This window comes from Streptomyces sp. P9(2023), assembly GCF_032436795.1.
Taxonomy (GTDB): Bacteria; Actinomycetota; Actinomycetes; order Streptomycetales; family Streptomycetaceae; genus Streptomyces.
The window spans coordinates 1-337 of the sequence record NZ_JAUPWM010000266.1; the positions used below are offsets into that span (position 1 = coordinate 1).

Genomic DNA, 337 nt, shown 5'->3' on the forward strand with positions numbered 1-337 from the left:
AGCATGAAAAAAGGCCCCGATTGGGGCCTTTCCCTTCTGCGTTACCTCCCGGTAAGTAAGAAGCTGCAGTCGTTTCGTTTCGCTGCGACGAGATAGTGGGCCAGGTACAGCCCGATCACCTCCTTAGTTGGAATCTACAATTACCCAATCTTCTGAAAGCATATCTGTCTGAGAAGCGAGCCAACCAGGCAGCCACGCACGTCGACCCTCACTATTGGTTGTCCATATTGCTATGTAGGGAAGTGTTTCGAGTGGCGTATCCTTGCCTATCCACTTTGCAGTACGGTCATTAACCTTTCGCTCGGTGCCTTGGGTGTTGTAAGGCGGTAACGACATG

1 protein-coding gene is annotated in these 337 nt (G+C 51.3%); it reads right to left on the minus strand.

The window, feature by feature from the left end; translation table 11 throughout:
* Nucleotides 1-123 precede the first annotated feature (123 nt).
* A complete protein-coding gene (locus Q5762_RS40160; protein WP_399495559.1) occupies nucleotides 124-336 on the minus strand; it encodes an MW1434 family type I TA system toxin in 213 nt (70 codons plus the stop codon).
* Nucleotide 337: the final 1 nt, after the last annotated feature.